Origin of the sequence: Lactobacillus sp. A27 (assembly GCF_016742815.1) — a bacterium.
In the GTDB taxonomy this organism is placed as follows: domain Bacteria; phylum Bacillota; class Bacilli; order Lactobacillales; family Lactobacillaceae; genus Lactobacillus; species Lactobacillus gallinarum.
This window is the reverse complement of record NZ_JAEHNT010000050.1, coordinates 1-26901: the sequence shown is the minus strand read 5'-3', so window position 1 is coordinate 26901 and position 26901 is coordinate 1. Positions and strand designations below refer to the sequence as shown.

Below are 26901 nucleotides of genomic sequence, written 5' to 3'. Positions count from 1 at the left end.
GGATAAAAATGTTTTCTAAAACTACTTTTCAAGAACTAAGTTCAAAATATAACGACCCTGATTGGCTTATTAATGAGCGCTTAGAAGCTTTTAATTTAATTGAAAAATTGCTACTACCTAAGATGCAGCAATTTAAGTACTCAGATTGGCCACTAACTGTTAACAATGACTTTGCTTTAGAACAGTCTGCTTTAAAAATTAGCGATAATTCAGAGTTAGAAGAAAATAAAGTCATTTGCCAAGATATATTCGAGGCTAGTAAGCAATATCCTGAGCTAGTGCAAAAATATTTAAATTCAGTTTCTCATTTTAATGAAGATAAGTTGCTAGCATACAATACTGCTTTTATGAACAACGGCCTTTTCTTATATATTCCTGATAATGTCGAAATACAGGAACCAATTGAAATTGAACTTGTCCAAAATAGTATGAGCAAAAGTGCTTTAATTTCACACATTGTAATTGTGGTTGGCAAAAATAGTAAAGCTAAGTTTATCCAGCATCTGTCTACAGTTGGTCATGAGAAAAATTTAGCCAATTTAGTTGTTGAAGTTCAGGCTGTGGCTGGAAGCAACGTTGAATTTTCTTCGCTTGATGAAATGGAAGAAAATACTACACTTTACTTCAATCGCCGCGCTAATTTGGCGCGAGATGCTCATATTGAATGGAATGTTGCTTTTATGAATGACTGTAACACAGTCGGAGATTTAGCTTCAGAACTTCTAGGTGAAGGCAGTTATGCTTATTCAAAAGCAATTGCTATTACGACTGGAAATCAAAAAGTTGCGGTCAATAACCGAGTAATTAATCGTGGACCTCATTCAACCGGCTTAATTAATCAACGCGGAGTTTTGCTTGAAGATTCTAGATTGATTTTTAATGGAATTGGCCAAATTGTTCACGGAGCGCATGGATCAAAAGCTGATCAACAAAATCGTGTTTTGATGATGTCTGATACGGCACAAGGGGATGCTAACCCACTTTTGTTGATTGATGAAAATGACGTTATTGCAGCGCATGCGGCTAGTGTTGGCCCGGTTGATCCAATTCAGATGAATTATCTAATGAGTCGCGGCATTCCTTACGCTCAAGCTGAAAGAATGGTTATCCATGGCTTTTTAGATCCAGTACTTGGTGCCATTCCTAAGGGAAAAGTAAAGGATCGAATGCTCGCAATTTTGGAAAGAAAATTGATTAATGGACAAAGAAGCTATTACAAAAATAAGAAATGATTTTCCTATTTTAAAACAAAAGATTAATGGCAATAGATTAGCTTATCTGGATAATGCCGCTACCATGCAAATGCCTGTGCCAATTTTGCATAAAATCAACAGTTTTTATCAAACTTCATATGCTAACGTGCACCGAAGTGTTGACACTTTAGGCTTTAATGCAACTAAGCAATATGAAGAGGCCAGAGGGAAAGTTGCGAGCTTTATTAATGCGGCTGATACAAATGAGATAATCTTTACTAGTGGTTGTACAGATAGTTTGAACTTGGTAGCTGCAACTTACGGCGAACAAAACATTCATGAACAGGATGAAATTGTGTTAACCATAATGGAGCATCATTCTAATCTCTTACCATGGCAACAATTGGCGAAAAGAAAAGGTGCCATCCTTAAATATATTGATTTGACTGAAAGTCAGACTCTGGATTTGGATGATGTCAAGAAAAAGATAACCGCCAAGACTAAAATTGTGGCAATTGCCCATGCTTCTAATATATTAGGAATGATGAATCCTATTGAGGAAGTAATTAAGATAGCTCATCAAGTTGGAGCTGTAGTGGTAGTAGATGGTGCACAAGCCGTGAGTCATTTCCCAGTTGATGTTCAAAAGATGGACGCAGATTTCTATGCTTTTTCTGGTCATAAAATGCTCGCACCAACAGGGATCGGTGTTTTATATGGTAAAAAGAATTTATTAAATCAAATGCCACCATATCGTTTGGGCGGTGAAATGATCAGTAATGTAACTAAATACGATGCAATATGGGCGGATTTGCCGCAAAAATTTGAAGCAGGGACGCCTAACATAATTGGTGCAGTTGGCTTAGGCTATGCTATTGACTATTTGCAAAATATTGGTATGAATGAGATCCAATCTTATGAAAAAGAGCTAAGCAAGTATTTGATGCAAAAATTAAAGAAATTAGATTTTATCGCTATTTATGGCCCAAAAGAAAACCATACAGGGGTGTTTTCATTTAATTTGAAAAATATTCATCCTCATGATGTGGCTACAGCACTTGATATGCAAGGGATCGAGGTAAGAGCGGGACATCATTGTGCTCAGCCCTTGATGCGTAGATTAGGTGTTGAATCTACAGTAAGAGCTAGCCTTAGTTTTTATAATAATAAGGAAGACATTGATCAATTAATTGCAGGTATTTCGGAAACAGAGGAGTTTTTCAATGGGACTAAATAATTTACGTACTCTCTATCAAGCTCTGGTTCTTGATCATGGTAGTCATCCCCGTAATAAAAAAGAGATGAAGGAGGCTACAGCAATGCAAACTGTCCATAACCCAAGTTGCGGCGATACGGTTAATATTTTTGTAAAGGTACAGAATGAGAAAATCGTAGATGTATCTTTTACGGGTTCGGGATGCACGATTAGTCAGGCTTCGGCTAGTATGTTGACTCAAAGTGTTAAAGATAAAAGCGTTTCTGAGGCATTAGAAATGACGAAAATCTTTTCAGACCTTGCAATTGGAAAAGAACACACATCTGATGAGATAGAAAAATTAGGCGATGCGGCAGTGTTAACACAAGTGATGCAATTTCCTGCCAGAATCAAATGTGCCACGATTTCCTGGTGGGCACTAGAACAAGCACTTCTTAAGAAAGGATAGAAATGACTAAAGCAGAAGATATAGTGAAAGATGAAGAATATCAGTATGGTTTTCATGATGATATTCAGCCGGAATACTCTACAGGACGTGGTTTAACTGAAGAAGTTGTTAGAAAGATTTCTGCGGAAAAGAATGAACCTAAGTGGATGCTCGACTACCGTTTAAAGGCATATCAAATATATAAGAAGATGCCAATGCCTGATTTTGGTCCTGATTTATCTGATTTGAATTTAGACGATATGCTTTACTATCAAAAATATACAAAGAAAAAGTATCGTGATTGGGACGATGTGCCAGATGAAATTAAAGAAACTTTTGAGCGGTTAGGTGTTCCTGAAGCAGAAAGAAAGTATCTGGCTGGATCTGGTGCACAATATGAATCAGAAATGGTTTACCACAACATGAAAGAACAATTCGACAAGATGGGGATTGTCTTTACGGATACTGATACAGCTTTAAAGAAATACCCTGAATTGTTTAAGAAGTATTTTGGTAAATTAGTAAAGCCAACGGACAATAAATTTGCGGCTTTAAATTGTGCTGTATGGTCCGGTGGGTCCTTTATTTATGTGCCAAAAGGCGTAAAAGTACCAACTCCAATTCAAGCTTACTTTAGATTGAACGCTGAAAATTCAGGACAATTCGAAAGAACTTTAATTATCGTTGATGAAGGAGCTAGTCTTGACTACGTTGAGGGATGTACTGCTCCGCAGTATTCATCAGATTCTCTTCATGCAGCCGGTGTTGAAGTGAACGTCTTAAAAGATGCTTATTGCCGCTATACAACTATTCAAAATTGGTCGGATAATGTTTATAGTCTTGAAACCAAAAAGGCAGTAGCTGCTAGTCATGCAACGATGGAATGGGTCGATGGTAATTTGGGAGCCCAAGTTACCATGAAATACCCTAGTGTTTATTTAAATGGGGAAGGTGCACGTGGCACTATGCTTTCAATTGCTGTTGCTCATAAAGGCATTCACCAAGATTCCGGTTCAAGAATGCTTCATAATGCACCTAATACATCTAGTTCAATCGTTTCAAAATCAATTGCTAAAGGTGGCGGTTCAACTGATTACCGTGGTAGCGTAACATTTGGTAAGAATTCTTCAGGTTCTAAGTCTCATGTTGAATGCGATACAATTATTATGGATGATAAGTCTTCGTCAGATACGATTCCAACTAATTCAATTGAAAATTCCAATGTAGCAATGGAACATGAAGCAACAGTTTCAAAAATTTCGGATGAAGAACTTTATTATCTTGAAAGTCGTGGAATTCCAGAAAGAAAAGCAACTGAGATGATTATTATGGGCTTTGTAGAACCTTTTACTAAGCAATTGCCAATGGAATATGCTGTAGAACTTAATCGCTTGATCAGTTTTCAAATGGAAGGAGCAATTGGCTAATGGGTGAAGAAAGTCTGTTGCCAAAAGAAAAAGCAGTCTATGATGCTTTAAAAAATGTAATTGATCCTGAATTAGGTGTAAGTTTAGTTGATTTGGGTTTGATTTATTCAGTTGAAGTTGATGATCAAAATGTTTGCCATATTAATTGGACTTTAACTACGATGGGATGTCCGATTATTGAATTGTTGCAAGATATGATTAAGAAAGCTGCACTTCAAGTTGATGGAGTAGAAAAGTGTGAAGCTAAATTAGTCTACTATCCTCAATGGACACCTAAAATGATGAGTCAAGTTGCAAGACTTACTTTAGGCATTCATATTTAGAATAAATTGTAAATCTCAGGTTTTTTCCTGAGATTTTTTGCTTTCCGCACATAAATCATTGAAATAAGACAAAATATTTGCTTTTTATGCAAAAAACTTCAATATATTCCGTTGAAAACTTAATAGTTATGTACATAGTTTGCTATAATATTATTGGGTTTTTAATAGAAAGAAGGAATTATAAATTGAGTTTGTCAGATAAGATCATGACTGATATGAAAACAGCCATGAAGAATCACGATAAGACAACTCTTAACACTGTCCGCATGATCAAATCTGCTTTGATGAATGAAAAGATCAAGTTGGGACATGATTTGAATGCAGATGAAGAATTAACTGTTCTTAATCGCGAAAAGAAACAAAGAGAAGAATCAATCGAAGAGTTTGCTAAAGCTAAACGTGATGATTTAGTGAAAGAAACTAAGAAAGAATTAGCAGTAGTTGAAAAGTACTTGCCTAAACAAATGAGCAAGGACGAGTTGGAATCTGCTGTTAAGGAAACGATTGATGAAGTTGGTGCCAAAGGCAAGTCTGATTTTGGTAAGGTTATGAAAGCATTAATGCCAAAGATCAAGGGACGTGCCGATGGTAAGGCTGCGTCTCAAGCAGTTCGTGATCAACTAAACTAAGTTTAGTAGTAACAAGAAGGAGCGGGTCTTTTTGGCTCAAACAACTTTTACACCTCAAAAAGCAGAGAATATTCAAAAATTAGTTGGAGTTAATGATGGAAATCTGAAGCTTCTTTCTGAAGGCTATGATTTGTCCGTTACCGATACTGGCAATGACATTGTTATTGCAGGGGATGATGAGGCAAACGTAAAGAAAGCCGTCGCTGTTTTAAAGGCACTTGACAGTGTCGTGAATGCCGGCGTTAACGTTGGCGCGCCCGATACGGTTAGTGCGATGAAGATGGCCGACAAGGGTACCACAGAGTACTTTGCGGATCTGTATAAGAAAGTCTTGATTCGGGATGCTAAAGGTAGACCGATCAGGGTGAAAAATATGGGTCAAAAGCGTTATGTCGAGGCCATTGATAAATCTGATGTTGTCTTTGGAATAGGGCCAGCTGGGACTGGTAAGACTTTCTTGGCAGTTGTGTGTGCAATTGCTGCATTCAAAAAGGGCGAAGTTTCCAGAATAATTTTGACTAGACCAGCCGTTGAAGCAGGGGAATCACTTGGATTTTTGCCTGGCGACTTGAAGGAAAAAGTTGATCCATATTTGAGACCAATTTACGATTCTTTGTACGCTATTCTTGGTACTAATACTACTGACCGCTTAATGGAACGTGGCGTAATTGAAGTGGCTCCACTTGCTTATATGCGTGGACGTACGCTTGATGACGCGTTTGTAATTCTTGATGAAGCCCAAAACACTACTGATGCACAAATGAAGATGTTTTTGACACGTCTTGGTTTTAACTCCAAGATGGTCGTAAACGGAGATATGACTCAAGTCGATTTGCCGGGACGACAGCATAGCGGTTTAATCGATGCTAGACGAATTTTGAAGAACATCGACCAAATCAAATTCATCAACTTTTCTGCACAGGATGTTGTTCGTCACCCTGTAGTTGCCAAAATTATTACTGCTTATGAAAAAGAGGACGCTAAACACTAAAAATGGATCCAATTGATATTACCTATAATGATGAAGTTGGTTTTTTAGATGATAAAAAACGCGACTGGCAAGACTGGATTATGAAGCTTTTGCTTTTAGCCAAAAAAGAAATTGGCAAAGATAATAACTTAGAAATGAGTATTAACTTTGTTGACGAAGATCGTAGTCACGAAATTAACTTGAAGTATCGTGATAAAGATCGTCCAACAGATGTCATTTCTTTTGCAATTGAAGATGGTGAGGATTCAATTGACTTAGCTGCCTTTGAGGATGATCCTGATTTTCAAGAAGATATCGGGGATTTGTTTATGTGTCCAAGTGTCATCAAACGTCATAGCAAGGAATATGGCACTGGGTTTGACCGAGAATTTGGTTATACTGTAGTTCATGGATTCTTGCACTTGAATGGCTATGATCATATCAAGCCAGATGAAGCGAAAGAAATGTTTGGCATTCAAGGAAAGGTATTGGAAGAATATGGGTTGCCATTATATCCTGATCAATTAGATGAAGGCAGAGGTAAATAGATGGAAGAAAAACAATTTAAATCTGGCTTTGTTGCTTTAGTTGGTCGACCAAATGTAGGTAAATCAACTTTAATGAACTATTTAGTAGGTCAAAAAGTAGCAATCACATCAAGTAAGCCACAAACAACGCGTAATCGTATCTCAGGTATTTATACTTCAAATAAAATGCAAGTTGTATTTGTTGACACGCCAGGTATCTTTAAACCTCATTCAAAACTTGACGATTATATGGATAAGGCTAGTTTATCTAGTTTGAATGACGTTGATTTAGTCTTATTCATGGTTGAACCTGAGGAAATTGGTAAAGGTGATCAATATATTGCTAACTTGTTAAAAGAAGTTAAGGTACCAGTATTTTTGGTAATTAACAAGGTTGATCAAATTCATCCTAATAAACTTTTGCCAATTATGGATTCATATCATAAACTTGAGGGTTTTAAAGAAATACTACCAATTTCTGCTACTCAGGGTATTGGTATTGAAGATTTACTTAATACAATTAATAAGTATTTGCCAGAGGGCCCACAATATTATGGTGCTGACCAGATCACAGATCGCCCAGAATATTTTGTGGTAGCCGAACTTATTCGTGAACAAATTCTGCGACTAACTTCCCAGGAAGTGCCACATGCTACCGCAGTTGCAGTTGATCAAATGAATAAGCATCAAAATGGCAAGTTACTAATAGAAGCTACTATTTATGTGGAGAAAGATGGTCAAAAAGGCATTATTATCGGTAAAGGTGGTAAAATGCTCAAACAGATCGGTATTAATTCACGTAAAGAAATAGAGCATTTACTTGGTGAAAAAGTAAATCTACGCCTTTGGGTTAAAGTTCAACACAATTGGCGTTCAGATCCAAGCTTTTTGAAACTTATTGGCTACGACAAGAAGGAGCTTAGTTGATGGCACGTGAACTGAAAGAAGTTCAGGGCATCATTTTTAAAAGGCAAAAATATAAAGAAGCAGACTTATTAGCTAAGATCATGACTAAAGAAGATGGCATTATTACATTGATTGTGAAAGGGGCATTGAGACCAAAATCACAATTGAGTGCAGCGACATTGAATTTCTCAATGGGTACATATGTCATTTATACAAACGGTCATGGTTTAAGCAATCTGCGTACATATAAAGAAGTGAAGCAGTTTGACGGTTTGTACCGTGACTTGACGAAGAATGCTTACACTTCTTTTATTTTTGACTTAATTGATCACGCTTTTGTCGAATATCAACCTCTTGGTAAATATTATGACTTAGCGGTTTTTGCCCTGAAGAAGATTGATGCTGGTGTAGATAATGAAATGATTACGCAAATCGTACAGATGAAAATGTTAAGTGCTTTTGGAGTTGAGCCCGAATTGCGTCATTGCGTTATTTGTGGCAAGGAAAAAGGTACATTTGATTATTCGATTAAATTAGGCGGAATTATTTGCAGTGATCATTTTGCAGTAGTAAATAGTCGGCTGCATTTAATGCCTAAGCAGACTGCAGTATTGCGCACAATCGGACTTTTACCTATTAATCGGTTGGGCAATATTGAATTAAATGCTGAGACTAAAAAAGCAACTCGTAAAGCAATTGATCGTATCTATAGAGAAACAATCGATTTAAATCTGAAAACTAAAAAATTTTTAGATGAAATAAAGCTGTTTTAAAGTCTGGTTTTAACCTAATTCATGTGTTAAAATAAACACGTATTTGACGATGATGAGGATTTAAAAAAGTACTAATTTAGCGAGTGTCGATAGGTGGAAGGGCATATTAGGAAAAGGCACCTCTAGTCATATTCAATTAAGTGCAGGAAGAATACTTCCTGAATTAGGGTGGAACCGCGATAATATTTCGTCCCTATGCAAAATTTTGCATAGGCTTTTTTTATGGCCTAGCGCAGGAGGAGAATTAAGGAAAATGGCAGATAAGAAATTAAACATTCAAAATATGATCTTTAAGCTGGAACAATTCTGGTCCTCCAAAGGTTGTATGATTATGCCTTCATATGACGTTGAAAAGGGTGCAGGTACTATGAGTCCTTACACTTTTCTTCGTGCAGTTGGTCCAGAACCATGGGCAGCTTGTTATGTAGAGCCTTCTAGAAGACCTGCAGATGGTCGTTATGGTGAAAACCCTAACCGGTTATTCCAACACCACCAATTCCAAGTTGTTATTAAGCCAGCTCCTAAGGATATTCAACAATATTACTTAGACAGTTTGAAGGTTTTAGGTATCGATCCTTTGGAACACGATATTCGTTTCGTAGAAGACAACTGGGCTAATCCATCAATGGGTTGTGCCGGTGTTGGTTGGGAAGTATGGCTTGATGGTATGGAAGTTAGCCAATTTACTTACTTCCAAGTTGTTGGTGAATTAGATGTTAAGCCAACTATGAGTGAAATTACTTATGGTGTTGAAAGACTTGCATCATACATTCAAGACGTTAACAATGTCTTTGACCTTGAATGGGGCGACGGCGTACTTTACCGCGATATCTTTAAGCAACCCGAATATGAACATTCTAAGTATGCTTTTGAAGAATCAGATCAAGAACAACTTCTTAAATTCTTCGATATTTATGAATCAACTGCTAAGCGTTTACTTAGTCAAAATCTTGTACACCCAGCATACGACTATATCTTGAAGTGTTCACATACTTTCAACTTGCTTGATGCTCGTGGCGCTGTTTCAGTAACTGAACGTGCTGGTTACTTATCAAGAATTAGAAACTTGGCTCACGAAGTTGCTGTTAAGTTTGTCGAAGAACGTGAAAAGCGCGGCTTCCCATTACTTAAGAGTGCAGAAGATAAGAAAGCGGGGGTAGAAAATGGCTAAAGATTATTTATTTGAAATTGGTACTGAAGAAATGCCAGCTCACGTTGTTCCACGCAGCGTTAAGCAATTAGCTGACAGAACGAGAAAGTTTTTAAAAGAAAATGGCTTAAAGTTCAAAGATATCAAGACTTTTTCAACTCCACGTCGTTTAACTCTTTTGGTAGAAGACTTAGCTGAAAAGCAAGATGATATCGATGAAATTAAAAAAGGTCCTGCAAAGAAGATTGCCCAAGATGCTGATGGTAATTGGACCAAGGCTGCACAAGGTTTTGCTCGCGGTCAAGGTATGACTACTGATGATATTTACTTCGAAGAACTTAAGGGTACTGAATATGCTTACGTTCACGTACAAAAAGAAGGTAAAAAAGCTAGCGATATCTTGCTTGGCATGAGCGATATTATTAAGGCAATGACTTTCCCAACTAAGATGCGTTGGGATTCAAATGATTTTGAATTTGTTCGTCCAATTCACTGGCTTGTATCATTATTTGGTAGCGATGTAATTCCTGTTAAGATTTTGGATATTACTGCAGGTCGTAAGACTCAAGGCCACCGCTTCTTAGGTGATTCTGTTGTCTTAGCTAATGCTGACGACTATGAAGACGCATTGAAGGATCAATACGTAATCGCTAATGCAGAAGAACGTAAAGACATGATTGTTAACCAAATGAACGAATTGGTTAAGAAGAATCATTGGCAAATTAAACCAGATAAAGATTTACTTGAAGAAGTTACTTACCTTGTTGAATATCCAACTGTTTTTGCTGGTTCATTCGATGAAAAGTACTTAAACATTCCTGATGAAGTTTTAATTACTTCAATGAAGGATAACCAAAGATACTTCGAAGTTTACGATGAAAATGGCAAGTTAATTAACCACTTTATCGCTGTTCGTAACGGTAACAAGGATTACCTTGACAACGTTATTTCTGGTAACGAGAAGGTATTGGTTGCTCGTCTAGACGATGCTCAATTCTTCTATGATGAAGACCGTAAGTATCCACTCAGCCACTTTGTTGATCGTCTTAAGAATGTTTCATTCCACGATAAGATTGGTTCAATGGCTGAAAAGATGCAACGTGTTCGCATGATTGGTGATTACCTTGCAAAGCGTTGGAATTTACCTGAAAATGTAGTTACTGATTTTGATCGTGCAAGTGAACTTTACAAGTTTGACTTAGTAACTCAAATGGTAGGTGAATTTGCAGAACTTCAAGGTGTAATGGGGATGCATTATGCTCGTCTTGCTGGCGAAGATGAAGAAGTTTCAGTTGCTATTAAAGAACACTACATGCCAGCTACAGCAGAAGGTCCACTTCCAGAAACTACAGTAGGTTCATTATTATCAGTTGCAGATAAGATTGATACTATCATTACCTTCTTTGGTGCAGGTATGATTCCTACATCATCTAATGACCCATATGCACTTCGTCGTTATGCTTATGGTATTGTTAGAATTTTGCTTAATGAAAAATGGTCACTTCCATTTAATGAAGTATTACCAGAAATCATTAACATGCTTGGTGGTGTAACTCCAGCTAAGCTTCCTAAGGGCGATGCTGAACAAGAAATAGCCGACTTTATTCGTGATCGTGTAAAGCAATACTTACAAAAGAATAAATTTAAGTATGATATTGTTGATGCTGTTCTTGCTTCAAGTCAACAAGATCCAAGTCAAATTTTAGCTGCTGCTAATGTATTGCAACTTCACCATGATGATGAAGAATTTAAGCCAGTGGTAGAAAGTTTGACTAGAATTAACAACATTTTGAAGAAGGCTAAGTTCACTGGCAAGGTTGCTGTTGATGAAAGCTTATTTGTTGATAATAGTGAAAAAGAACTTTATGCTGGTGTTCAAAACTTACAAAATATTGACAGCTTAGCTGATTTGTACCAAGGATTTGTTCATTTACAACCAGTAATTGATCAATACTTCGAAGCTAATATGATTATGGATAAAGATGAAAAAGTTAAGAATAATCGTTTAGCTCAATTGTTTGCTATTAGTGAATTAGCTGATCGTTTAGGCGATTTGAGTAAGTTGGTTATTAAATAATTAGATAGAAAAGGTGTTTCATATGGCTGGACGAATTCCTGAAGATTTTATTGCGGAAGTTCGCAGTAACGTTAATATCGTGGATGTAATCAGCCAATACGTCTCACTTGAAAAGAAAGGCAAAGACTATATCGGTCTTTGCCCTTTTCATCAGGAAAAAACACCATCTTTTACGGTGAACGAGGAAAAACAGTTTTTTAAATGCTTTGGTTGCGGTAAGGGTGGCAATGTCTTTAAGTTTTTAATGTATAAAGACAATCTAACTTTTCCTGAAAGTGTTCAACGAGTTGCTGAATTTGCTCACATTGCAATGCCAGCTGGTTATAATGCAAATGGTGGAACAAAATTAAGTCCCATTATGCGTATTAATAAGGACGCGGTAGACTTTTATCATCGTGTGTTGTTAACTACCAAAGCTGGTGAGCGGGGGTTGCAATATGCAAAAAAACGTCAATTAGATTCTGATACACTTGAGCATTTTAAAATAGGCTATGCTCCTAAAGAAGATAATGTTTTAATAACTTATCTAAGAGGTAAGGGGTATAAGGATAACGAATTAGCGCAAAGTGGTTTATTTGTACAAACTCAGGACGGTCGATTATTTGATCGTTTCCGCGATCGCCTTATGTTTCCTCTAGAAGATGAAAATGGTCATTCTATTGGATTTTCTGGACGTCGAATTTCAAATGATAAAACTGAAGCTAAGTATATGAATAGTCCGGAGACTGAAGTTTTTACTAAGTCTAAAGTTTTATTTCATTTTGCGGAAGCCAAAAAAGCGGCTCGTAGTGAAGATCATCTAGTTCTATATGAAGGGTATATGGATGTAATTGCTGCTTATAAAGCTGGAATCAAATCCGGTGTTGCTTCAATGGGGACTAGTTTGACTGATGATCAAGTTTACATGTTGCGTCGTGTAACTCCAAATATTATTGTCAATTATGATGGTGATGATCCGGGGGTTCACGCTGAAGAACGTGCAGCACGAATGTTTAGTAAAGACGGCAATTTTAATTTAGGAATTGTTGTCCTGCCAGAGAAGCTTGATCCAGATGAATATGTAAGAAAATATGGCGCTGAGAAGTATCGAGGAGAAATAAAGGGTGCTTTAACTCCTACAGATTTCTTTCTTAAGAGATTAGCTCAGAAATACAATTTAGATAATGATCGCGAAAAAATTACATATTTAAATGAAGCAGTTAAAGAAATTGGTCAGGTTAAAAACCCAGTTGAACAAGATATGTATCTGGAAAAATTATCTAGATCAGCTGGTGTATCGCTTAATTCTTTAAAAGCTAACTTAGCTCGTGAGCGGCGGAAAAATAATCGTGCTCGCAGTCATACTCGAACTCGTAATCGTGATTATTATGCTCAACAACCAAATGATTTAAATCTTGGTGATCCTGCTACGAGTGTAGACACATTGCCGATTCAGCAAACAGAAGTGCAAAAACATCCCAGTCAGTCACGTTTGCTTTATTTATTTATTCATTCGGCAAATGCTCAACAGTATTTACAGGAAGGTAAGTTTCATTTTCCTGATCAAGATTATGAAACTTTATCCCAGTTATGGCTAAAATTTGCTGCAACGCATGAGAATCCACAAATTGATAGTTTTTTAGATTTTATTCCTGAGCAACTTCAAGGTATAATAGTAGATGCTGAACTAGCACATATGCCGAAGGATTTTACAATTCAAGAAATTAATGAGCACGTGTTTGCACTTCAAAAGCGCAGCATTTATTCCCAGCTGAATGAGCTTCAAAATCAATTGCAGGATGCTAAGCGCAGAGAAGATGTTCAAAAAACAATAGAAGTTACTCAAAAAATTATTGAGTTGAAGAGAATCTTAGGTTAATTAAGGAGGCTTTTTAGTGGCAGAAAAAGAAACTACACAAAAACTATCTTTAGACAAGATGGTTAAGAAAGTCGTTAAGGACGTTAAAAAAGACAAGATAATCACAGAAAAAGATTTCACTGCTCGTCTGATTAAGCCATATAATTTGCAGGGTAAGGCTGTCGATCAACTAGTACAAGAGTTTGAAGATAACGGTATTAGTATTGTAGATGAGAATGGGGATCCATCACGACTAGCCTTAAAGAAACAAAAAGATGTTGAAAAGGCTGAATTAAAAGATATGTCTGCACCATCCAGCGTTCGAATGAACGATCCAGTGCGGATGTACCTGAAAGAAATTGGACGTGTACCTCTTCTTACTGCTGATCAAGAAATTGCACTTGCCAAAAGAATTGAAGAAGGGGACGAAGAAGCAAAGCAAGAATTGGCTGAAGCTAACCTTCGTTTGGTAGTTTCTATTGCTAAGCGTTATGTGGGACGTGGAATGTCATTTCTTGATTTGATTCAAGAAGGTAACATGGGGCTAATGAAAGCCGTAGATAAGTTTGATTATCGTCTTGGATTTAAGTTCTCTACTTATGCTACTTGGTGGATTAGACAAGCTATTACTCGTGCTATTGCAGATCAGGCTCGTACAATCAGAATTCCTGTCCACATGGTTGAAACGATCAACAAGTTGATTAGAATTCAACGTCAATTGTTACAAGACTTAGGTCGTGAACCAACTCCAGAAGAAATTGGTGCTGAAATGAATATGTCAACCAATAAGGTTCGTGATATTCTTAAAATTGCACAAGAGCCAGTTTCTCTTGAAACTCCTATTGGTGAAGAGGATGATTCACACTTAGGTGACTTCATTGAGGATAAGGATGCAACTAGTCCAGAACAACATGCTTCTTATGAGATGCTTAAGGAACAACTTGAACAAGTACTTGAAACTTTGACTGACCGTGAAGAAAATGTTTTACGTTTGCGTTTTGGTCTTGATGATGGCCGTACTCGTACTTTGGAAGAAGTAGGTAAGGTATTTGGCGTAACTCGTGAACGTATTCGTCAGATTGAAGCTAAGGCTTTAAGAAAGCTTCGTCACCCAAGTCGTTCAAATCAATTGCGTGACTTTATGGATTAATTATCTAGATCTATAAAAAAGACGTTAAGCATTTGCTTAACGTCTTTTTTTGATTTGCTTTATTGTTTGCTGACTTTTCCTTTAGCGATATCATCTTCAATGATCTTCATTGGGTTGAGCCAAGTACCATTGTCTTTCCAGTAGTAGCGACATGGTACACCATGTTTATCAATGTATTTCTTGTCTGTCTTAGTTATTCCTAAGTGGATGTGAGAACCGGTTAAGCGACCGATCTTTTGGCCTAACTTAATCTTTTGGCCCTTCTTTACGTAAATATCTGTGATGCTGAGAAAACCTTCTTGATAGATTTCTACATAGCCATCATCAGAAATCACCCAAACATATAAGCCAAGGCCTGGAGCATACTTAACTTTATGAACTGTCCCAGCATGCACAGCATAAACAGTGGAGTGTCCTACTTCGCTGAAGCCGAAGTCGTAACCATCGTGGAAGTAACTCTTAGTAGGGTAGTAACGTCTAATTACGTCAGTTTCACCGAATTTTTGGCCTGATTTAAATTTTATTTTCTTTTCGTAAAGGCGTTTAAAAGGATAACCCCAGGTAACCTTATGAACTACTTTTTTCTTCTTTTTAGGCTTTTTCTTTTTTACGACTTGAGTCTGAGGTCTATTGGCATTTAAATCAAAGTGCCAAAGCGGTACCGAAGCAAAAATAATAATTGCAATTAATGCAATAAAAAGCGATACTTTGCTTTCTGTTTTTTTCATCTAAAAAAGTTCATCTCGTTTTCCATCAAGCATATGTTCACTAACATTGGGATCAAAGAACACTGGTAAATCATGATCAAAATTATAAGCTAGTTTATGTTGCTGCAGCTCTTCTTTAGTCATCCAAGTTAAAGTCCCTTCGTCTGATGCCTTGACTGTCCCCGTAAATTTATCGGCAGTATAGAAGAAAACTAAATAACGCTCATGATTGTGATCATAAAACTGTTTTACTCCAACAAGTCGTGGATGAGAAATTGTTAGTCCTGTCTCTTCTTTAATTTCTCGAATAACTGAATCACAAAAAGACTCATGTGGTTCGACATGACCACCAGGAAATGTAAGACCTGGCCAAACTGGATCGTTGCGGTCCAAAACTAGAATTTTATCTCCATTTTTGATCATGCACATGTTAGTTAAAGTTACTGTTTCAGTTCTTTTCAATGCAAAAACCCACTTTCTCTGTACGATTATAGCAAAACATGACTAAAAACAACTACTAAATATGCTAAAATTTGATTAAACATACTCTTTATGGAGGATTAAATGAACTTAAGATTAAATACGCTGGCAAAAATGGTTGATCCTGACAGCAAAGTTGCAGATATTGGAACCGACCATGCTTATTTGCCAATTGAATTAGTTAAATCAGGAAAAATAAAATTTGCCATTGCAAGTGATGTATCTGAAGGTCCGCTTGAAAATGCTAAAAGTGATATTGCAGAGGCAGGTTTAAGTAACCAAATTGAAACGCGTTTAGGCAATGGCTTGGAGACTATTACTCATCAAGATCAAGTAGATACTGTTGTTATTGCTGGTATGGGCGGTAAATTAATGGTAGATATCTTAGATACAGCTTGGAGTAAAGATTTTCAATTTAAGAATTTAGTGCTTGAGCCTAATATCGGTGAAGCAGGCGTACGTAATTGGCTAATGATGCATAATTATCAAATTGTAGCTGAAAAGTTAATTGCGGAAGCAGGCCACACTTATGAATTAATTAAGGCAAGATTAACTTCAGACAAGCATGATTTAACTGAAAAAGAGATTTTCTTTGGCCCATTTATCATGCGTGAAAAAAATCCAGTCTTTTATCAAAAGTGGCAAGGGCAATTGCAATATTATGAAAAATTGCTGCAAAATTTGAATAAAGCACGCAAGAAAGATGAAGACCGTATTAATGAAGTTGAACATAATATTCAACTGATTAAGGAGGAATTAAGCGATGACTAAAGTTAAAGATATAGTAGAACGCTTGAGACAAGATTTCCCAGAAGACATTGCTTCTAAGGGCGATCCTGTTGGCATGCAAATTGGTTCAATGGATGCGGATGTTACTAAAGTAATGACTACTTTAGATGTACGTCCGCAAGTAGTTGAAGAAGCTGTCAAAAAAGGTATTAATTTTATTGTTAGTCATCACCCAGTAATGTTTAGACCAGCTCGCAATTTGAACTTTGCCAATGCGCAAAATGCAATGTATGGCGAGATTATCAAAAATGGAATTACTGTTTATTCAATTCATACCAATTCTGATAAAGCTCAAAATGGTTCTGCCGATTGGCAGGCTGAAGAATTAGGATTAAAAGATGTAGAGCCATTTTGTTTAGATGATGATGGCATTGCAATGGGACGTAAAGGTAAGTTGCCTAAAACAATGTCAGCTTATGATTTTGCCTATTATGTTAAAGATAAAATGAACATTAAGATGGCTAGACTGATTACTGCAGATAATGAAAAACAAATTTCTACTGTTGGTTTTATTTGCGGTGATGGTGGTAAATATTGGACTAGCGCTTTAGATGATAATCTAGATGCCTTTATTACTGGTGACGTTTACTATCACGTAGGTCATGATATGATTTCATCAGGCTTAACAGTTGTTGACCCTGGTCATTATACTGAAAAATTGTTTAAATATAAGGTATATGATCGTCTCAAGAAATGGAACGAAGAAAATAATTGGAATGTTGGTGTTGAATTTTCGGAAGTTTCAACCAATCCATTTCAAGATTTATTTTAGGTAGAAAGAGGACAGAGTAAATGGAATACCCAAACTTATTGCCAAGATTTTTAAAGTATGTAAAAGTAAATTCACGTTCAGATGAACATTCTGACCGTTTTCCTTCAACTGAAAGAGAAGAAAACTTCCAAAAGAACGTCATTATGAAGGATCTTGAAGACTTAGGTTTAAGTGACATTCATTACAACCAAAAAGCAGGTAGTGTAATCGCTGAAATTCCTTCAAACGTTGATTATGATGTGCCTGTCATGGGCTTTTTAGCACATAGTGATACAGCTGACTTTAATTCAGAAAATGTTAAGCCACAAATTCATAAGAACTACGATGGTGAAAGCAAAATTCAATTAGGCGATTCAGAATTTTACCTTGATCCAAAGGTCTTTCCACACTTGAAGAATTACAAGGGTCAAACTATAATTACTGCCTCAGGCGATACCTTGCTTGGTGGGGACGACAAGTGTGGTGTTTCTGAATTAATGACCTTTGCGGAATACTTAATGAATCATCCAGAAGTTAAGCACGGCAAGATTCGCTTAGCATTTACTCCAGATGAAGAAATTGGTACTGGTGCTGAACACTTTGATGTAAAAGATTTCGGAGCCGATTTTGCCTTTACTGTCGATGGTGAAGCACCTGGTAAGCTTGACTGGGGAACTTTCTCAGCAGCACAATTTAGCCTTGATATTCAAGGGGTTAACGTTCACCCAGCTGTAGCTAAAGGCCAAATGACTAACGCTGTGCAAGTCGGAATTGATTTTCATAATCAGTTACCTGAACACGATCGTCCAGAACACACCGATGGTCGTGAAGGTTTCTTCCATTTGTTGAGTTTTAATGGTACTGTTGATAACGCTCATCTGGATTACATTATTCGTGACTTTGAACGTGATGGACTTGAAGACCGTAAGAATTTGGTCAAGTCAATCGTTAAAAAGATGAACGATGAATTTGGCGTTGAACGTATTAAGCTTCAAATGAATGATCAATACTACAATATGGCTGATGAATTGAAGAAGCACATGGATATTGTGGATTTAGCTAGGGATGCATACAAGGCAGAAGGTTTAGAAGTTAATGAAGATCCAGTTCGTGGTGGTACAGACGGCTCTCAATTAACTTACATGGGTCTGCCATGTCCTAATATTTTTGCCGGTGAAGAAAACATGCATGGCCGCTACGAATATACTGTGCTTGAATCAATGTATAAAGCGGTCGATGTCATGATTAAGATGGCAGAATTAAATGCGGAAAGAGCTAAGTAGTGAAACTATTTTAGTCATAATCATTTAAAATATATACTTTTAAACAACATGAAATCATTGATAAACCAATGAATTGTTTTGAACTTTATCTTATAAAAATAATTCACTGCTATTATTAAAAGCTTATACATCCTTTATTAATAGGATGTGTAAGCTTTTTTTATTATTTTTCTAAATTGTGAAACAAATTTAATGCTTGCAAAAAGGCAAAAAGATAGTTATATTATTAGTGTAATAGATATGTAATACAGCTAAAAACAGAAGGTGAGTAAATGGAATTTAAAGATAATATTCCCATTTATCTTCAAATTGAACAATATTTATATCGTCAAATTGCTTTGGGAAAGATGAAAGCAGGAGAGAAAATCCCATCTGTAAGAAAGTTAGCACTTGAATTGACAGTTAACGTTAATACAGTTCAACGTGCTTTGCAACAGATGAACGATCAAGGCATTCTTTACACTAAGAGAGGCGAAGGTAATTTTGTTACTGAAGATATAGAATTATTAGCCAAAACTAAGCAAACATTGATTGATAATCAATTAGATGAGTTTGTTCAGAATATGGCTAAGTTAGGTGTTGAAAGAGATAGTTTAGTGACAGTTTTGGAAAAGTATTTAAAGGAAAGTGAGGAGTAAAATGTCAGATTTATTACAGGTCAAAGATTTATCTTATAAAAAGAATCAGAAGATGATTTTAAAAGATGTAAATTTAAATCTATCTTCAGGTAAAATCGTTGCTTTATTAGGTGAAAATGGTGCTGGTAAGACGACTCTGATGCGAATTATTGCCGGCGTCGCAAAGAATTATCGCGGTGAAGTCAATCTTGAAGGTTCAACTAAAGAAGCCGAGAGAAAGGCTAAATTGTCCTTTACTGATGGCTTAACTGGTTTCAGTGACTCCACTAAGATTAAGGACGTGGTTAAGTTTTATGCCATCATTTTTCAAGATTTTGATGAAAATGAATTTACTGAATTACGTAAGTTCATGAAGCTTGATCCAGAAATGAAACTCAGTCAATTATCACGTGGTATGAGAGAAAAGTTGATTATTGCATTGACCTTTGCACGCAAAGCTGATTTGTACTTACTTGATGAACCTTTTGGTGGAATTGATGCGATGGCACGTAAGAAGATCATCAACTCTATTATTCTTTGGAAAGAAGAAAGGGCCACAATTTTAATTTCAGATCACTTTGTCAACGAAATTTCATCATTGCTTGATGAAGTAGTTGTTGTAAAAGATCATACAGTTCTAGAACATAAATCTGCCGATGATATTAGACAAAACCACAAGTCAATTGAAGAATACTATGAAAGCTTTTATGCAGATGAGGATGATGAATAATGACTAGTTTTAACACATTGTTCAATAGAATGTTTCAAGAAAAAAGCAAGTCAGTTTATTTGATCTACTTAATCCAGACTTTTGCAAGTTTGTGCTTTACAGTTATGATGACTGTCTCTGTTGGTGGTCATTCCCAAGAAATAGTAGTGGGAAGAGCTAGAGAGACAATTAATCCTATCGTTGAATTTTTATTCATGTTTGCAATAATGATGCTTATGACATCATTTGTAGCAGCTTTTGTTTATTGGATTATCTCTTCAGTAAAAAACGAGAGAATCAATCGTAGCCAAACATTGCGTTTAATTCCAATCAGTGATACTAAGTTTTTACTTAGCAACTTTGGTACGGCGTTCATCACCTATATTTGGCTTGGAATTTTGGAAGTTGCCACCTCTGTAGTTACCTCTTTGCCTTTGCTTTTATCAAGTAAAGAAATTAAAGAAGCACTTCAAAGAAGTCATTTTGATTTCAGTGCTCAAGATTGGGGTCAATTATTAGGCGGATTGTTACTAATTATTTTGCTTGGTTATGCTTGGTACGCAGTAGTTAGTCTGATTAATTTAAGTAGTAGAAGCATTATGGACTTCTTACCAAGTGGTTCAAGTAAGGCATTAATGTTCTTGGTAAGATTGATCATTACTGTCATGATCATTTGGCTTTTAGGATATGCAGCTAGCACTTTGTTTTCTGTAATTGGCCAATTTACTCCATTTGATTTTGGGTCCAGTGATTCAGGAGTATGGTCGGTTGTGCTTGAATTTCTAGCTTTTGATGTGATTGTAACTTTAATTGATATTTTGCTTTTGAATAAGTTCGTCGAAGCAAAGCAAAATTAATGGAGGCTGATTATGACAAGTAATAAAGCCTTATTTAAACAAATGTTTTTGCAAAAACGTCGCTATGCTGATTTGGTTTTACTAGTGCAAGTTTTTGCTGTAGCATTTATGTTTCTGATGGGAATCATCTTTAGAGGTAATAGTAATCCTATTAATAATATTTCTAGTGTATTTGCTGGAAATGATAATATTTGGGACTTGATATTAGGGCTAGGCGTGCTAACTACGTTTTTTGTAGACATTACTTTTTTAGGTTTAATGTGTTGGCAAAATGAAAAAATTAATTTGAGTCAAACTTGGCAATTAATTCCAGCTTCCAGCGGCAAAATTTGGATCTTTAATATTATTTCTAGCATAGTTGAGTGTGCTTATATTTTCGTGATTCAAGTTGTAATCGGTTTGATCGTACTAATTATTGACAGTTATAGTCATCATATTAATCCATTTTCTGGTACAAGTTTTGGTGCAAACATATCTTTTGTTGAAAGTGCTTGGGCTTTAATTGAAGAACTATTAGCTCTAGTTGGTCTTTGCTTGATTATTTTTGCGTTTGTCAGTTTGATCAACTTTTTAACTAGAACTATCACTGATCAATTGCCAGTAAAAAATACGACTGGGATTAGATTAGTTGTAATGGCGATCTTGGTCATTGTTGGTGTGATTATCGCAATGCAAATTAATGATCAAATGATGACCATTTATTATAATCACTTAGCGGCACATTCTGAAACCATTGATATGGACAACATTGGTTTGGCTGCACTTGAATATTGGATTGGCTCAATTTTATTAGGCATCATCAATTGTCTTCTTATTCAAAAATTTGTTGAACCTAAAATCATTAATCGTTAGAAGGGGATGGATGAGTTGACTAATTTTGGTAATCTTTTCAAACAAATGTGGGTACAGAAAAGTAGATATATTTATTTACTTTTCGTCATTAACTTGTTTACAATAGCATTTCTTTCAATATTCGCTTGGGGAACCGGTAATTATGATTTAACTTTCTTTTATACACCGACTCATAATTTAGGTAGTTTTTGGCGCTATAATATGGCTACTTTAACTATTTATTTTGATATTGCTTTTTGTGCAGTTACTTGCTGGCAAAACGAAAAGATTAATATGAGTCAAACTTGGCACTTAGCTGCTGTAGATGAAAGAAAGACTTATTTAGCTAATGTATTCAGTAGCTTAATTGCATGTGGTGTTTTCTTCTTATTGCAACAAGTTATAAATATTCTTCTGCTTATTCCTACTATGGGACCAAATTGTGTGGCAGAAGCATTTAGTCAATTTGGCTTATCTCCTCTTACACCAAATGTGCCAGGAATCAATGTATCTTTTGAATTCTATTGGCTATTTGTAGTATTAGTTATTTTGTTTATTTATTTCTTTGTAAGTTTTGCCAACTTTGTTTCAAGAATTGTTTCTAATGAACTCCCTGTAAAGAGCACCTTATGGATTAGACTTTTGATCATGGCGATTTTAGTAATTATTGCTGTTTATGTTTGGTTAATCGTCCTTTCTCACTTACAAAACTTGGTTGATACTAATAAAGTACTTCAGTCATATGATCCAATCTGGTTAGATGATCTTCTTTTATTAATAGTTAACTTAGTGTTTGGCTTATGCGATATATTATTTGTTAAAAAATGGGTTGAACCTAAAATTGTAAACAGATAAGAGAGAGCAATCATTAATTTGATTGCTTTTTTATATAAAATTAAAACTGGGGGTGATAGAGTATTGTAGAAATCTATTACTAAAATTTATCGTGTTTTTATATCTAAGCTTGAATAACGTTTTGAAATTAATTATATGACTTAAAGTTATATTTTTAGAATAATAAATCTAATTTATTCGTATATATTTACTATAATTAAGAGACCGTAAAATAGTTTGTGTAAGGATGAATGATTCCTTAAATTAATTTCTTAAAACATTAGAAAAAGGAGTTCCTTTCTTGTATGATTGGTTTGAACAAAAAATACATACAGAAAGAAGAACTCCTTCATGAATGATTTTACCAAAAATATGGCACAAGCTCTATTCAATCAAGACAAAATAAACGATTTATTGCGCAAAGAACTCCAGTAAGCAGTTAATGACCTATTAGAGGCTGAACTGACTGCGTTTTTAGGCTATGATCCTTATGCCAGAGCTGGTTGGAATACAGGCAATTCACGCAATGGTGCTTACTTCCGCAAAGTTGATACGTAATTTGGCGAGATTGAAATTCAGGTGCCTAGGGACCGCAACGGCATGTTTCATCAGCACACGCTGCCTGACTACAAGCAGCATGCAGATGTGTCGGAAAATATGATCATCAAGCTTTACTCTAAAGGCATAACCACCAGAGAAATAGCCGACTTGATTGAAAAGATGTATGGCAGTCATTACAGCCCAGCTCAGGTATCTAACATCTCCAAGCAGGTGATTCCAAAAGTCGAGGCCTATCATCAGCGCAAACTCAGTGACAAGTTCTTCTGCGTTTATTTGGACGCTACCTACATTCCTTTGCGTCGCGTAACCCTTGATCGTGAAGCAGTTTATATTGCCATTGGCATCAAGCCTGATGGCCACAAGGAAGTCATCGATTACCGCATTGCTCCCAGCGAAAACGTCGAGAATTGGACGGAAATGCTTCAAGACATGAAGTCTCGCGGTCTAGAACAGGTTGAGCTCTTTCTTTCATGGCGTTGTGGGCATGAAGACAGTGCTGGAGCAGACTTATCCGAAAGCTCATTTTCAACGCTGTCTAGTTCATGTCATGCGCAATATTTGCGCTAAAGTACGCGTAGATGATCGCGAAACGATCATGAATGAATTCGAGCAAATTCATCAACAGCCAAATAAAGAAGCTGCGATCAAAGTCTTGCACGCCTTCTATGACAAGTGGAACAGAGCGTACAACCATGTCATAAGAAACCTCAAGGGGATTGAACCTGATCTGCTGGTCTTTTATGACTATCCTAAACAAATCAGGACCTCAATTTACTCCACCAATATGATCGAATCCTTTGACAACGTTATCAAGCGTAAAGCTAAGCTTAAAGCAGAGTTCCCAACTGAACAGTTGCTTGATACTTTTATTGGCATTCAGGCAATGAGCTACAACGAACGCTATTTCAATCGAATCCACAAAGGTTTTGGTCAGGTTCAGGATACCTTAGAATCCTACTTTGATTAAATAAAAGATTAAAAAATCGATCTACGAGAAAAATCTATTTACACAAAAAATTTGACAGTTTCATAATTAACATGCAGACATGGTAGTAAAGTATTTAAAATGAAAAAGTGAAAACAATGAATAATAATGATATAAGAGTTCAAAATATAAGTAATTTGATTCATGATATAACAACGTGTGCAAAAATTTGTGATGAAAATTATGGTGGACGTTTTCCTACAGATGAACAAGGTATATTGCAGCTAAATTCAGAAATGTATGATGTAGTATTTGATAGTGTAAGTGTAAAAAAAGGTACTAAAGAATACAATGGTTTTGATTTCAGCTGGTATTTAGTGTATAGCTCTAATTATATTCGTGATAATAAAATAATTATTACCAGTAATTGTACAATAAATGATGAATTACTTAATATCGTTTATTATACAAATACACGAAAACTAACTTTAGAGTTACATCCCAATTATGCTGACAGTAGTTCTAACGAAATTGTTAGAACTGTAAATTGTACAAATTCATGGCCAGAGCGGGGAGATACTATTAGCATTGCAAAAAATTTTTGGGATTACTATTACGAGTATAAATCTATTATTAGTAACCTAACTCAAAGGATAAGTGATGATCTTCTTGCTTCTAAAAACATTATTTTACATGGAGCACCTGGTACTGGAAAAACATATTTAAGCAAAGTAGTAGCTGCTGGATTAATTGGAACAGATTTGGAGCACTTAAGTGATAGTAACCAATTTGCATTTGTGCAATTTCACCCTAGTTATGACTATACAGATTTTGTAGAGGGATTACGTCCCACGCTTGGAGAAAATAATGAATTAAAATTCACTTTACGACCAGGAATTTTTGAAAAATTTGTAAAAAATGCAAAAGATAATCCGGATAAGAAATTTGTATTCGTAATAGATGAGATCAATCGTGGAGAAATTAATAAAATTCTGGGTGAATTGTTTTATGCATTGGATCCAGGCTATCGTGGGAAAAAAGGAGCAATTGAAACTCAATATAGTAATTTACATGATACTAATTCGTTTTATAAAAATGAAAAGCAATTTTATATTCCAGATAATTTGTATTTGATTGGTACGATGAATGATATTGATCGTTCAATTGATAGTTTTGATTTTGCTACCAGAAGACGATTTAGATTTATAACGCTAAAAGCAAATGATCCGGATATTTTAGCAATGTTGGATGTATTGGCTCCTGATAAAGTAGATGAAGCAAAACAACGTGTACAATCACTTAATGATCAAATTGCTAGAACTGATAACTTATCAGAAGATTATCAGATTGGCCCTAGTTATTTCTTAAATCTTGCTGACTTAAATTATAATTATGAAATTTTATGGACAGATTATTTAGAGCCATTATTGAAAGATTATCTGTTTGATAATGAACAAGAGCAAGAAGTTTTAAAAAAATTGGAAACAGCTTATGAGAATTGAAGATAATAATTTTTATAACAGAGAAGACTTTAACAAAGATATTCCTCAGTTGTTAGTTCAACTGGAAAATCAAACTGTTCAAGACTTATATAAGAAACATATTATTATCTTTCCTAATTCTTTAAGTGATAGTGAAGATCTAAATAAAAAAAGTAGGTTATTTGCAGAATATGGATCCAAAATAAAAGTCGGAAATCTAATAGGTTTTCTAGGATATAATACTGAAAGATTAGAAATACATTCCCGGTTTGCTAATGAGAAACAAGCTAAAGATTATTTTTTGATTTATTTGATACAAAAGGCAATCTCCATAAACCTAACAAATTTAGATATTGATTCGTTTTGGCAGCAACCGGTTTGGTATTTAGTACAATATCTTTTTCCTTATTATTTGAATGAAGCGCTAAAAAAGGGAATATTTAAACAATATAATACATTTAAGTATAATGATTTAAATATTAGAGGAACCATTGATTTCTCTCGGCTTATAAAGGATGATATACCATTTATAAATAAAATTGCGTATACAAGTAGAGAACTAACGGATGATAATCCTTTAATTGAATTAGTTCGTCACACTATCGAATATTTACGTAATTCTAATGATAGAAAAATTATTATGAATGCTGATAAATTAACACATAATAATATTCGATCGATTATAAAATTAACACCCAATTATAATTTTAAAAAAAGAAAACAAATTATTAATTATAATTTACGGCATCCATTTCATCAAATATATTTTAAAGAATATAGAAATCTACAATTAATTTGTTTGTTGATTTTACGGCATAGAGGTATTAAATTGAATCTGGGCAATTCCTCTATAACAGGCTTTTTGTTTGATGTTTCTTGGTTATGGGAAAATTATTTAACTAGCGTATTAGGTGATATGTTTATTCATTTAGACAATCGAAAGCAATCAGATTTTATATCTGTATATCAAGACCTTTATGATCAAAATGAATATCAAAAATGTTGCCCAGATTTTTTAAATGAAAATCAACATATTGTATTAGATGCAAAATATAAAATATATGATGATCAAAAATTAAGGCTTGATGATTTAAGACAACTTATATCATATGGTTATCTTTTTACAGCTAAAAATATAGGGGTAATTTACCCTAGTAAGTATGAAACTAATTTAAATGTAATAGGTGCATTGAAGGGGTATAGTGCGCAGGTAGTTAAAATAAGTCTAAAGATACCTCAAAATTATAAAGATTATACAGATTTTGTGACTCAAATGAAGACAGAAGAACAGAAAGTACATGCATATTTAAAAAGTATTATTAGAGAGTAGATTAAAAAATCTGCTCTTTTTTGTAGATATATTATTATAATAAATTTGAAAGTATAAAAGTAAGCGTCAAATAAAATAGTGTACTTAAAAACCGTCCCAGTTACTGTTATACTGAGACGGTTATTTAAGTTCTTTTATTTA

26 protein-coding genes and 1 pseudogene are annotated in these 26901 nt (G+C 35.3%); 25 read left to right on the top strand and 2 right to left on the bottom strand.

The window, feature by feature from the left end; genetic code table 11:
* Positions 1-8 precede the first annotated feature (8 nt).
* The 14 genes from sufD to rpoD all read left to right on the top strand — a co-directional run bounded on the left by sufD (position 9) and on the right by rpoD (position 14605).
* Positions 9-1232 (top strand): Fe-S cluster assembly protein SufD, encoded by a 1224-nt coding sequence (gene sufD / locus JEM49_RS07180; protein WP_013642036.1) that lies wholly within the window; start codon positions 9-11, stop codon positions 1230-1232.
* A complete protein-coding gene (locus JEM49_RS07175) occupies positions 1198-2430 on the top strand; it encodes a SufS family cysteine desulfurase (RefSeq protein WP_201874393.1) in 1233 nt (410 codons plus the stop codon). The genes sufD and JEM49_RS07175 overlap by 35 nt, the downstream gene beginning before the upstream one ends.
* Entirely contained in the window at positions 2417-2857 is a 441-nt protein-coding gene (gene sufU, locus JEM49_RS07170) for a Fe-S cluster assembly sulfur transfer protein SufU (RefSeq protein ID WP_191451660.1), read from the top strand. Before JEM49_RS07175 ends, sufU begins: the two co-directional genes overlap by 14 nt.
* 2 nt (positions 2858-2859) lie before the next feature.
* Complete coding sequence (sufB, locus tag JEM49_RS07165) at positions 2860-4263, top strand: Fe-S cluster assembly protein SufB (RefSeq protein ID WP_201874391.1); 1404 nt, start codon at positions 2860-2862, stop codon at positions 4261-4263.
* Positions 4263-4586 (top strand): metal-sulfur cluster assembly factor, encoded by a 324-nt coding sequence (locus JEM49_RS07160; RefSeq protein ID WP_065990622.1) that lies wholly within the window; start codon positions 4263-4265, stop codon positions 4584-4586. The genes sufB and JEM49_RS07160 overlap by 1 nt, the downstream gene beginning before the upstream one ends.
* A gap of 185 nt (positions 4587-4771) precedes the next feature.
* A complete protein-coding gene (locus tag JEM49_RS07155) occupies positions 4772-5215 on the top strand; it encodes a GatB/YqeY domain-containing protein (RefSeq protein WP_201874389.1) in 444 nt (147 codons plus the stop codon).
* Between the two features lie 31 nt (positions 5216-5246).
* Positions 5247-6206, top strand: a complete 960-nt coding sequence (locus tag JEM49_RS07150; protein ID WP_201874386.1) for a PhoH family protein — start codon at positions 5247-5249, stop codon at positions 6204-6206.
* A gap of 2 nt (positions 6207-6208) precedes the next feature.
* On the top strand, positions 6209-6733 hold the full coding sequence (gene ybeY, locus JEM49_RS07145) for an rRNA maturation RNase YbeY (RefSeq protein WP_201874384.1): 525 nt from the start codon (positions 6209-6211) through the stop codon (positions 6731-6733).
* Positions 6734-7639 (top strand): GTPase Era, encoded by a 906-nt coding sequence (gene era, locus JEM49_RS07140; protein WP_025005643.1) that lies wholly within the window; start codon positions 6734-6736, stop codon positions 7637-7639.
* The gene (gene recO, locus JEM49_RS07135; protein WP_025005644.1) at positions 7639-8391 is read left to right on the top strand and encodes a DNA repair protein RecO; all 753 of its coding nucleotides are present in this window, start codon (positions 7639-7641) and stop codon (positions 8389-8391) included. The genes era and recO overlap by 1 nt, the downstream gene beginning before the upstream one ends.
* 253 nt (positions 8392-8644) lie before the next feature.
* Positions 8645-9562: a glycine--tRNA ligase subunit alpha gene (gene glyQ / locus JEM49_RS07130; RefSeq protein WP_056945522.1), complete on the top strand. Its 918-nt coding sequence runs from the start codon at positions 8645-8647 to the stop codon at positions 9560-9562.
* Complete coding sequence (glyS, locus tag JEM49_RS07125) at positions 9555-11618, top strand: glycine--tRNA ligase subunit beta (RefSeq protein ID WP_098043999.1); 2064 nt, start codon at positions 9555-9557, stop codon at positions 11616-11618. The genes glyQ and glyS overlap by 8 nt, the downstream gene beginning before the upstream one ends.
* Before the next feature lie 22 nt (positions 11619-11640).
* On the top strand, positions 11641-13476 hold the full coding sequence (gene dnaG, locus JEM49_RS07120) for a DNA primase (RefSeq protein ID WP_201874377.1): 1836 nt from the start codon (positions 11641-11643) through the stop codon (positions 13474-13476).
* Positions 13477-13492: 16 nt separating this feature from the next.
* Positions 13493-14605 (top strand): RNA polymerase sigma factor RpoD, encoded by a 1113-nt coding sequence (gene rpoD, locus JEM49_RS07115; protein WP_056945521.1) that lies wholly within the window; start codon positions 13493-13495, stop codon positions 14603-14605.
* Between the two features lie 59 nt (positions 14606-14664).
* On the opposite strand, the gene JEM49_RS07110 is transcribed toward rpoD, so the two are convergent.
* The gene (locus JEM49_RS07110; protein ID WP_191451458.1) at positions 14665-15333 is read right to left on the bottom strand and encodes a M23 family metallopeptidase; all 669 of its coding nucleotides are present in this window, start codon (positions 15331-15333) and stop codon (positions 14665-14667) included.
* Entirely contained in the window at positions 15334-15774 is a 441-nt protein-coding gene (locus tag JEM49_RS07105) for an 8-oxo-dGTP diphosphatase (protein ID WP_201874375.1), read from the bottom strand.
* A 102-nt stretch (positions 15775-15876) separates the two neighbouring features.
* On the opposite strand from JEM49_RS07105, the gene JEM49_RS07100 reads away from it, so the two are divergent.
* The 11 genes and pseudogenes from JEM49_RS07100 to JEM49_RS07050 all read left to right on the top strand — a co-directional run bounded on the left by JEM49_RS07100 (position 15877) and on the right by JEM49_RS07050 (position 26760).
* Entirely contained in the window at positions 15877-16563 is a 687-nt protein-coding gene (locus JEM49_RS07100) for a tRNA (adenine(22)-N(1))-methyltransferase (RefSeq protein ID WP_201874373.1), read from the top strand.
* Positions 16556-17353: a Nif3-like dinuclear metal center hexameric protein gene (locus JEM49_RS07095; protein WP_098036331.1), complete on the top strand. Its 798-nt coding sequence runs from the start codon at positions 16556-16558 to the stop codon at positions 17351-17353. Before JEM49_RS07100 ends, JEM49_RS07095 begins: the two co-directional genes overlap by 8 nt.
* A 20-nt stretch (positions 17354-17373) precedes the next feature.
* The gene (gene pepT / locus JEM49_RS07090) at positions 17374-18615 is read left to right on the top strand and encodes a peptidase T (protein ID WP_201874371.1); all 1242 of its coding nucleotides are present in this window, start codon (positions 17374-17376) and stop codon (positions 18613-18615) included.
* A 272-nt stretch (positions 18616-18887) separates the two neighbouring features.
* On the top strand, positions 18888-19253 hold the full coding sequence (locus tag JEM49_RS07085; protein ID WP_025005650.1) for a GntR family transcriptional regulator: 366 nt from the start codon (positions 18888-18890) through the stop codon (positions 19251-19253).
* A 1-nt stretch (position 19254) separates the two neighbouring features.
* Positions 19255-19962 (top strand): ABC transporter ATP-binding protein, encoded by a 708-nt coding sequence (locus tag JEM49_RS07080; protein WP_201874370.1) that lies wholly within the window; start codon positions 19255-19257, stop codon positions 19960-19962.
* The gene (locus JEM49_RS07075; RefSeq protein WP_201874368.1) at positions 19962-20798 is read left to right on the top strand and encodes an ABC transporter permease; all 837 of its coding nucleotides are present in this window, start codon (positions 19962-19964) and stop codon (positions 20796-20798) included. Before JEM49_RS07080 ends, JEM49_RS07075 begins: the two co-directional genes overlap by 1 nt.
* A gap of 12 nt (positions 20799-20810) precedes the next feature.
* Positions 20811-21650 carry an ABC transporter permease gene (locus tag JEM49_RS07070; protein ID WP_201874366.1) on the top strand — a complete coding sequence of 280 codons (840 nt, stop codon included), beginning with the start codon at positions 20811-20813 and terminating at the stop codon, positions 21648-21650.
* Between the two features lie 6 nt (positions 21651-21656).
* Positions 21657-22484 (top strand): hypothetical protein, encoded by an 828-nt coding sequence (locus JEM49_RS07065; protein ID WP_201874365.1) that lies wholly within the window; start codon positions 21657-21659, stop codon positions 22482-22484.
* 330 nt (positions 22485-22814) lie between these two features.
* A pseudogene (locus JEM49_RS07060) lies at positions 22815-23991 on the top strand (IS256 family transposase).
* Positions 23992-24107: 116 nt separating this feature from the next.
* Complete coding sequence (locus JEM49_RS07055) at positions 24108-25451, top strand: McrB family protein (RefSeq protein ID WP_242509798.1); 1344 nt, start codon at positions 24108-24110, stop codon at positions 25449-25451.
* Positions 25441-26760 carry a 5-methylcytosine restriction system specificity protein McrC gene (locus JEM49_RS07050; RefSeq protein ID WP_201874364.1) on the top strand — a complete coding sequence of 440 codons (1320 nt, stop codon included), beginning with the start codon at positions 25441-25443 and terminating at the stop codon, positions 26758-26760. Before JEM49_RS07055 ends, JEM49_RS07050 begins: the two co-directional genes overlap by 11 nt.
* The last annotated feature ends 141 nt before the right edge of the window (positions 26761-26901 follow it).